The following is a 233-nucleotide window of genomic DNA, read 5'->3' on the forward strand; positions in this document are numbered from 1 at the left end:
CACGGTACTGGTTCACTATCGGTCAGTCAGGAGTATTTAGCCTTGGAGGATGGTCCCCCCATATTCAGACAGGATACCACGTGTCCCGCCCTACTCTTCGAGTTCACAACCTGTGCATTTTCGTGTACGGGACTGTCACCCTGTACCGTGCGACTTTCCAGACGCTTCCACTAACACACAAGCTGATTCAGACTCTGGGCTGCTCCCCGTTCGCTCGCCGCTACTGGGGGAAT

Annotated in this window: 1 rRNA gene; it reads right to left on the bottom strand. The window is 54.9% G+C overall.

Annotated elements, in window-relative coordinates:
* Nucleotides 1-233, bottom strand: a 23S ribosomal RNA gene (locus tag FHC52_RS22600); the annotation flags it as partial.

Source organism: Enterobacter sp. EC_64, assembly GCF_019584165.1.
GTDB classification, from domain to species: domain Bacteria; phylum Pseudomonadota; class Gammaproteobacteria; order Enterobacterales; family Enterobacteriaceae; genus Enterobacter; species Enterobacter roggenkampii.